Source organism: Bacillus sp. D48C, assembly GCF_053345735.1.
Window position 1 is genome coordinate 224806 of the sequence record NZ_JBKFAQ010000010.1, and the last position, 479, is coordinate 225284.

Annotated in this window: 1 pseudogene; it reads right to left on the reverse strand. The window is 32.6% G+C overall.

Annotated elements, in window-relative coordinates:
• Positions 1-479: pseudogene (locus tag ACLBXA_RS22330) on the reverse strand (VirB4 family type IV secretion system protein); the annotation flags it as partial.

A 479-nucleotide genomic window follows, 5' to 3' on the forward strand; every position in this document is an offset into this window, starting at 1 on the left:
CAGAGAAAATCGGATATTCTTTTGATTTTCTTGTTGTAATTTCATTTTTCGCTCCTTTTTCGTCATTCCATAATCCCATACGAATATATAATTTACGAAGCAAATTTTCATATTCTTTAATTTCATCATCTTTTGCTTCTGGCGCAATGAAACGATAAAAAATTGTCAATTTAGATAGATGTTGAGTGAAACTAACTTCTTCAAGTTCTGCTGTTTTGTACACTTGAAGTGGGTTAATTTGACCTTGAGAACCGTCTAATGAGATGGTCTTTCCTCCTAGTTCTTTCACTGTATCTGTAAACTCTTCTACAACATCAAATATCCGAACAAAATGACCCTTACTTGCATAATCCACACTTTTCTTTTTTAACAATGTTGATTTCCCCGCACCAGACTTCCCAATCATTACACCGTTATAACTCTTTCTTTGATTGTCTTTATGGAAGATATCAAAAATAACATTTCCTTTTGTTTTCGTT